Origin of the sequence: Klebsiella sp. 4_1_44FAA (assembly GCF_000238715.1) — a bacterium.
Lineage (GTDB): Bacteria > Pseudomonadota > Gammaproteobacteria > Enterobacterales > Enterobacteriaceae > Klebsiella > Klebsiella pneumoniae.
Genome location: NZ_JH414816.1, coordinates 11,085 through 18,277, shown reverse-complemented (window position 1 = coordinate 18,277; position 7,193 = coordinate 11,085). Strand labels below are relative to the sequence as shown.

4 protein-coding genes and 4 pseudogenes are annotated in these 7,193 nt (G+C 49.8%); 6 read left to right on the top strand and 2 right to left on the bottom strand.

The genetic code is table 11. The annotated features are described in order from the left end of the window. Positions 1-18: 18 nt before the first annotated feature. Positions 19-406, bottom strand: a pseudogene (locus HMPREF1024_RS29720) (IS3 family transposase); the annotation flags it as partial. A gap of 111 nt (positions 407-517) precedes the next feature. On the opposite strand from HMPREF1024_RS29720, the gene HMPREF1024_RS00620 reads away from it, so the two are divergent. Beyond that, entirely contained in the window at positions 518-1,921 is a 1,404-nt protein-coding gene (locus HMPREF1024_RS00620) for an ISNCY-like element ISKpn21 family transposase (protein WP_001567368.1), read from the top strand. A gap of 28 nt (positions 1,922-1,949) precedes the next feature. On the opposite strand, the gene HMPREF1024_RS00625 is transcribed toward HMPREF1024_RS00620, so the two are convergent. After that, entirely contained in the window at positions 1,950-2,582 is a 633-nt protein-coding gene (locus HMPREF1024_RS00625) for a hypothetical protein (RefSeq protein ID WP_001567369.1), read from the bottom strand. 229 nt (positions 2,583-2,811) lie between these two features. On the opposite strand from HMPREF1024_RS00625, the gene HMPREF1024_RS0127865 reads away from it, so the two are divergent. From HMPREF1024_RS0127865 to HMPREF1024_RS30905, 5 genes and pseudogenes are all read left to right on the top strand, one after another. Next, the gene (locus HMPREF1024_RS0127865) at positions 2,812-4,158 is read left to right on the top strand and encodes an ISNCY family transposase (RefSeq protein ID WP_077251107.1); all 1,347 of its coding nucleotides are present in this window, start codon (positions 2,812-2,814) and stop codon (positions 4,156-4,158) included. Positions 4,159-4,317: 159 nt separating this feature from the next. Next, positions 4,318-5,022 carry a toll/interleukin-1 receptor domain-containing protein gene (locus HMPREF1024_RS00630; protein ID WP_009309986.1) on the top strand — a complete coding sequence of 235 codons (705 nt, stop codon included), beginning with the start codon at positions 4,318-4,320 and terminating at the stop codon, positions 5,020-5,022. 276 nt (positions 5,023-5,298) lie between these two features. Further along, positions 5,299-5,862 (top strand): annotated as a pseudogene (locus tag HMPREF1024_RS29715) (helix-turn-helix domain-containing protein); the annotation flags it as partial. Between the two features lie 60 nt (positions 5,863-5,922). Beyond that, positions 5,923-6,779, top strand: a pseudogene (locus HMPREF1024_RS30260) (IS3-like element ISEc15 family transposase); the annotation flags it as partial. 310 nt (positions 6,780-7,089) lie between these two features. Next, a pseudogene (locus HMPREF1024_RS30905) lies at positions 7,090-7,193 on the top strand (IS110 family transposase); the annotation flags it as partial.

The following is a 7,193-nucleotide window of genomic DNA, read 5'->3' as shown; positions in this document are numbered from 1 at the left end:
CGCGGTTCCACGCGGTTACACGAGCTCCCGGACGGCCTGAGACTCTCTTGCGGCTGAAGCATTTGCTTGTGCCTGAGCGAATGACCAGGGGACGCGCATTTGGGTAAAACTCTTCAATCCAGCGCTTTAGAATTTCGTTACTGGGGTAGCCGATGGCTCGGCGAGTGTACGACAGGCAACCACCGTGAGTAAGATAATGCTCAACAGCAGCAATTTTCTGTGTACGTGAATAGCGTTCTCTTGGTTTTAATTCCCTGGGTAAATCGCCCTTCTCTTCATAAATCCGAACCCAACGGCCCAGCTGTTTTGTGGAAGGATATCCCAGCTCCATGACGACAACGGAGGCTTTCTTTCCGTACCGGTAATAGAGTTCGACGGCCCGAATCCGGTCCTCGTATGAATGCATAAATTAACTCCTGAAGGTCCAGGAATTTGTCCGCACTTCCCTGTGGCTCAATTCAGATGTCCGCGCTATGGTAAGCTTCACTGGTCCGTTTAAACTACCGGGAGGCATATCATGAGCGCAGAAAGCTCAGGAGTGTTTACTTTGAAAGAGATCAACCGGATCAAGATTATACAGGACGTCATTGAACGTCGCATCACAACGCGCCGTGCGGCCGAGCACCTCGGTATCAGCGACAGGCAATGCCGCAGACTTCTTGCCCGTTACCGTGAAGGCGGACCGCTTGGTATGGCCAGCAGACGATGTGGCATGCGTGGTAACCGCCAGTTGCCACCCGGGCTCGCAGATCAGGCTCTGGAACTGATCAAGACGCGTTATGCTGATTTCGGTCCGACTCTGGCGCGTGAAAAGCTCGAAGAACTCCACGGACTGTTTCTTGGCAAAGAAACTGTCCGGCGCATCATGGTGCGGGCTGGCTTATGGGTTCCCCGTAAACAACGTGCCGCAAGGATCCCTCAACCACGGTACCGGCGTCCGTGTACTGGTGAGCTGATACAAATAGATGGCTGTGATCACGACTGGTTTGAAGGCCGTGGCCCGGCCTGCACCGCGCTGGTCTATGTTGATGATGCAACCAGCAAACTGATGGAACTGTTGTTTGTTAAATCGGAGTCCACGTTTTCTTACTTCGAAGCCACGCGGCGCTATATCGATAAGCATGGTAAACCGCTGGCACTGTACAGCGATAAAGCCGGTGTTTTTCGTGTTAACAATAAACACGCCACAGGCGGAGACGGGCATACTCAGTTTGGGCGAGCCATGCATGAACTGAACATCCAGACTATCTGTGCAGAAACCAGTCCCGCCAAAGGGCGTGTAGAACGAGCTCACCTCACTTTACAGGATCGTCTGGTCAAAGAGCTGCGGTTACAGGGCATTTGTTCAATGGAGGCTGCAAATGACTTCGCTGAGGCCTATATGGCTGACTATAACCGCCGTTTTGGCAAAGTACCGCGACATGATTTTGACGTACACCGTGCTGTAGAACATGATGAGGACCTGGGGCTTATTTTCACTGTTCGTGAAAAACGTAAAGTCTCAAAATCGTTGACGATACAATATGATAAAATGTTGTACCTGATTGAAGACAGCGAACTGAGTCGCCGTGCAATAGGTAAATATATCGATGTGTATCACTATCCTGATGGCAGAAAAGAGCTGCGCCTGAACGGTACGCTACTTCCCTACTCTACCTACGACCGACTGTCAGAAATCGACCAGGGCGCGATTGTCGATAACAAGCGTCTTGGCCGAACCCTGGAGTTTATCAGTCTGGTGCAGAGCAAGCGGGATAACACGCGCTCTCAGTCAATTCCCGCTGGAGATGGCCCTTCCCGACGACGGCCAAAGCAGGAAGGGAAGAAATCCCAGCGCTCACTGGATAATGATGACATGCTCGAAGCACTCAAACAGCTTCAGTCACGTTCAGAGGACATTTTTGGTAAAAGAGCCCGCTGATGGTACTCACTGGCCGGACAGTGGTTGCTCACCAGTTGATATTGTCCGGCCAGACCCATGATGTATTATTCATTTCGTTCAGCATCTTTATGTCCTGCTTTTCACGGGCATACTTACCCCATAATGAATGAAAAGAACGAACAATACTGATTAACTGCTTTTTTCTTTGCTCCGGAGATAGGCTGATAAAATAGCAGCACCTGCTGTCAATATTATCCTCAATGAAATTAAAATCAGAGTCTGATGCATATTTTACTGTTAGCATAATATCATTCGACGTTGTTCTCTCAGACTCTGTTAATGCTGATTCTATCAGGTATTCAAAGGCATACATGACAGACAGCTGGTTTTTGTCTGTCTGAATATAACCCATTGAGTTTCTGAGTATTGAGGACTGTACCAGGACCAGAGGCCATAAAAGCTCAACACCATAAAGCTTATATGTATCATGTTGATCATACTGATGTTGCTCAACACGACGATTACCTTCCCGTGCTTTACGAATATCATAGGCAAGGGATAACATAAATCCGTCTTTAACTTTAATCAGTGGGCTTTCATCCACGATGTAATGAATGAGTTCATGTAATTCATTCAGGGCTTCTGAATCTCCCCACAGTATAAAACCTGCATTGTTCGGCGTTAACTCGTATCGAAGCATGGGCTCAATCATCCTGTTGTTTCAGTCGGAGGAAAGTCTATCAGTAAAGAGAATGAGAGATCAAAGTGGTCATTTTAATTGAGCTGGATAACGGACATTTCAATTGAGCCTTGACAGGCTTTGTAGCTCCCATATTCTAATGTCACTTTTAACCCATTTAGTGATGTCACTTTTTCTGGCATAAAGGATCCAATCCTCAGGCCATGGAGACATCAGGATGCTTGTGACCATGTCAGATAAAGAAATCAGTCGGATCAACGTCATTCAATCAGTTGTTGAAAAACGTATGCGCCGTCGTGATGCTGCTCATCAGCTTGCTTTGACCGAACGTCAGACACAGCGGTTAATGAACCGCTTTCGTGAGTCTGGTGCCGCAGGATTGGTAAACCTTCGGCGTGGACGCCCTGGTAATCACAGGCTTCCTGAGTCACTGAAGCTGCGAGTTCTTTCGTTACTTCACGATCATTACAGCGACTTTGGACCAACACTGGCCGCAGAAAAATTACGCGAACGCCACAACATCACAGTATCTGTTGAAACGCTCAGAAAATGGATGACAGCGGATGGACTCTGGGTTCCTTATTCACGTCGCAGGCCCCGCGTTCATCAACCCAGATATCGGCGTGACTGCCTCGGAGAACTTGTTCAGATTGATGGTTCCCCGCACGACTGGTTTGAAGGCCGTGCACCGAAATGCTGCCTGCTCGTCTTTATTGATGACGCGACTGGCCGCCTGATGCACCTCCGTTTTGGTGAGACTGAATCAGCTTTTGATTACATGATGGCCACTCGCGAGTATCTCGAGCAACACGGCAAGCCCCTTGCGTTCTACAGCGATAAGCACGGCATTTTCAGGGTCAATAATGGAGGATCCACTACGACCGGAGTCACCCAGTTTGGCCGTGTACTTTCTGAACTTGGGATCGAGTTGATTTGTGCCAACAGTCCACAGGCTAAAGGCCGTGTGGAGCGAGCAAATCAGACACTTCAGGATCGGCTTATCAAAGAGATGCGTCTCGAGGGAATCTGCAGTATTGAAGCCGCCAACGCCTGGCTGGATACCTTCATCGCTGACTTCAATCGTCGCTTCGCAAGACCAGCAAAATACCCCAAAGATCTGCACCGCCCGGTGTCTGAAAGCAACGAAGAGCTGGATGATATCTTTGCTTGGCAGGAACTGCGTAAGCTGTCTAAAACGCTGACATTCCGCTATGACAAAATGATATATCTGGTTGAACCTACTGAAGAAAATACTCGCATCGCTGGCGAGAAAATAACTGTCTACGACTATCCTGACGGCACGCTGGCATTCAAATACGGTTACCGTTCACTCAAATATCAGGTGTTCGACAAACTGGAATGTCTCGACCAGGGGCAAATTGTTGATAACAAACGTCTTGGGGCTGTACTGAAGCTGGCGCAAAGCAAAATGGATGAACTCGAACGCGATGGCAAGCGTGACAGGAGCAAAAAGATGCCAAAACGACGGGCTCAGGCCAGAGTTCAGGAGCAACTCAGGGCAATTAATCCGGTCCTGGTAAACCCGGATGAATTCAGGGCCAGCCTGAAACGCTAGCCCCCTGCTCTTTTTTTTGGATAGTTCAGCTGTGGCAGTGTGATGAAGTACAAGCTTTTGAAAACATGGCAGTTGAGTTTGCAACCAATAATCCCCATTACTTATCTGGTTTTACTATCACAGCAGATATATTCCAGAATATTAAGGGGAAAACAGAACATGGCCAAATGTACGGCTCCTGTACGTGGACATAGCTCAGCAGCCGCCGCTGCTGCCTGTCCAGCCTGTCGCAATCGCAGTGGTTATCGCCGCAGCAGCTACAGTTATGATAGTTATCCGTCCTACTCCTCGTCAGGCAGCGCTGGCGGAAGTCGTGGAAGCAGTAGCGGTGGTTCCAGCAGCGGTACAAAGCCTCGCTGGTCAAAATCGGGATCTTCCGTTTCCTACACAACCGCCCAAGTACAATCTCTCACACCGATTCGCCAAACGGTAGAGAAGCTTGTCGCAGAGAAGCCGGATTTGCGTGATGTATTCCTTTGCCACGCTTGGGATGATCGACAAGGCGTAGCCAAAGAGCTACACGATTTGCTCGAGGCTGCAGGCGTCAAAGTATGGTTTAGCGAAAAGGATCTTGCTCTTGGCGTTCCTATGATGCGTGCCATCGATAAAGGATTAGCAAATTCTCGAATCGGTCTGGTATTAGTGACTCCAGCGCTATTAAACCGACTGCCCAAAGAAGGCGTTGCTGATAAAGAGCTTTCAGCTTTACTGGCCGGGAACCAACTCGTACCGATCGTTCATAACACAACGTATGAAGCTCTCCGCAATGTCAGTCCCTTGCTCGCATCCCGAAGCGGTCTGGACACGGGAGAAGATACGCTGGCAGTTGTCGCAACAAAAATTGCAGAATTGATTACTGTGTAGAGTAACGACTCCCACTCAAACTAAAATATCTGGTCTACTACCGCAGGCCAGATATTTTACCTTTTATCACCTCTCCCTTCAGAACATAACTTCCGCCCATGTCCATGTCACTTCAGGTGACATTTGAAACTGGCTAAACCGAGTGACTTTTTAATCTTGTAATAACAGGCTTTGTCAGCACAAAGCGTTATTGTCGTCTCAGCACAATTCACACGCGTCGTGTACGCTAAGCCTTCATTTTGCTCAGCACAGGACCGCGATCTTATGTTGGTGACTATGACAGACAAAGAACTTTACCGGCTTGGCATTATTCAGCGAGTATTTGACCGGGCTTTGCTTCAGCGCGACGCAGCAGACATACTTAAGCTCAGTGTTCGTCAGGTGCAGCGTCTTGTGCGCCTGTACCGGACAGATGGCGCAACCGCGTTTGCATCTTCCCGCCGTGGACGTCCTGCAAACAACCGGATCGATGAAGAAACACGCTGTAAAGCCCTGGATTTGATCCGGTGCCACTATTCAGATTTTGGCCCAACGCTCGCAACCGAAAAACTGGCTGAACGCCATCATATTCATCTCTCTGTTGAAACCGTCCGTAACTGGATGACAGCCGACGGTCTCTGGCGTCCTCATTCCCGCCGGCGAACCCGGGTTTACCAGCCACGCTATCGTCGCGACTGTCTCGGTGAACTGGTTCAGATCGATGGCTCTCACCATGACTGGTTCGAAGGCAGAGCCCCAAAATGCTGTCTTCTGGTCTTCATGGATGATGCCACTGGTCGCATAATGCATCTTCGTTTTGGTGAAACCGAATCAGCCTTTGACTACATGCTTGCTACCCGTGTGGAGTGACCCCGAGCCCGTAGACAAATCTGCCCTATAGTTTGAGCATAGGAGGAGTCTATGGGCACACCACGTTTTACCCCTGAATTTAAGGAAGAGGCCGTCCGCCAGATCACCGAGCGGGGCTATTCTATTGCTGAAGTATCTGAACGGCTCGGCGTGTCGGCGCACAGCCTATATAAATGGCTCCGGGCTGTTAAGCCTGACAACAGTGGACAGCAGGCACAGGATTTACTGGATGCCAGAACAGAAATTCTCAGGCTGAAAGCACAGCTTAAACGCACTGAGGAAGAGCGGGATATTCTGAAAAAGGCAGCGCGGTACTTTGCAAGGGAGCCCGACTGAAGTATCGCTTTATCAACGATCACCGTGAAATCTGGTCGATCGTTACAATGTGTCGGGTCCTTAAGGTTGCCCGTGCCGGATTTTATGTCTGGCTCCACAACCCTGTATCTGCCGGAGAAAAGGATAACCAGCGACTGCTGGAACTCATCCGCGACTCCTATACGCTGAGTGGTGGAGTTTACGGTTATCGCAGGGTTCATGGCGATCTTCGCGAAATTGGCGAAGTGTGCAGCAGAAACCGGGTTGCCAAAATCATGAGGAAAAACAGGATTCAGGCTATACATGGTTATAAAGTGCCACGCGGGAGTCGGGGACGACCGTCACTGATAGCGCCTAATCACGTGCGGCGTGAATTTACTGTAGTGAAGCCCAATCAGGTGTGGGTCACCGACATCACCTACATCCGCACCTGGCAGGGCTGGCTGTACCTGGCAGTGGTTATCGATCTTTTTGCCCGTAATGTGGTGGGCTGGTCGATGAAGCCGACACTGTCGCGCGAGCTGGCACTGGATGCGCTGCTGATGGCGGTCTGGCGACGTAAACCTGAAGAAAACGTCATTGTGCACAGCGATAGTAATAATGCCGATGTCAGTCTTTACCACCACTTAGTTTGCCGTTTAACCAGATTGGTGTGATTACTGATGCAGTGAAGACCTTCCCGCATCCTGACTCACACAGCGATCGACCTTTTGTGTCCTGCCCTGGACCCGTCGGTTGCCGGAAGCGCCTTCATGCGAGGCATCTCCTCACCGATGCGCGTGACTCAAGAAGGGCCTGACGGCTTGTCTCGTTACTGTCCTGTCCGGGTTATCTGTCTGGAGATTCAACTCTGTTTCCTCACAGGAGCTCTGTCATGGTTGATAAAGTTCCGAAGCTGCCGTTGTGGGTGGCGTGGATACACATAAAGATTTGCACGTTGCCGCTGTCGTAGATCAGAACAATAAAGTCCTTGGACTCAGTATTCTCCACAACACGACAAGGTTACC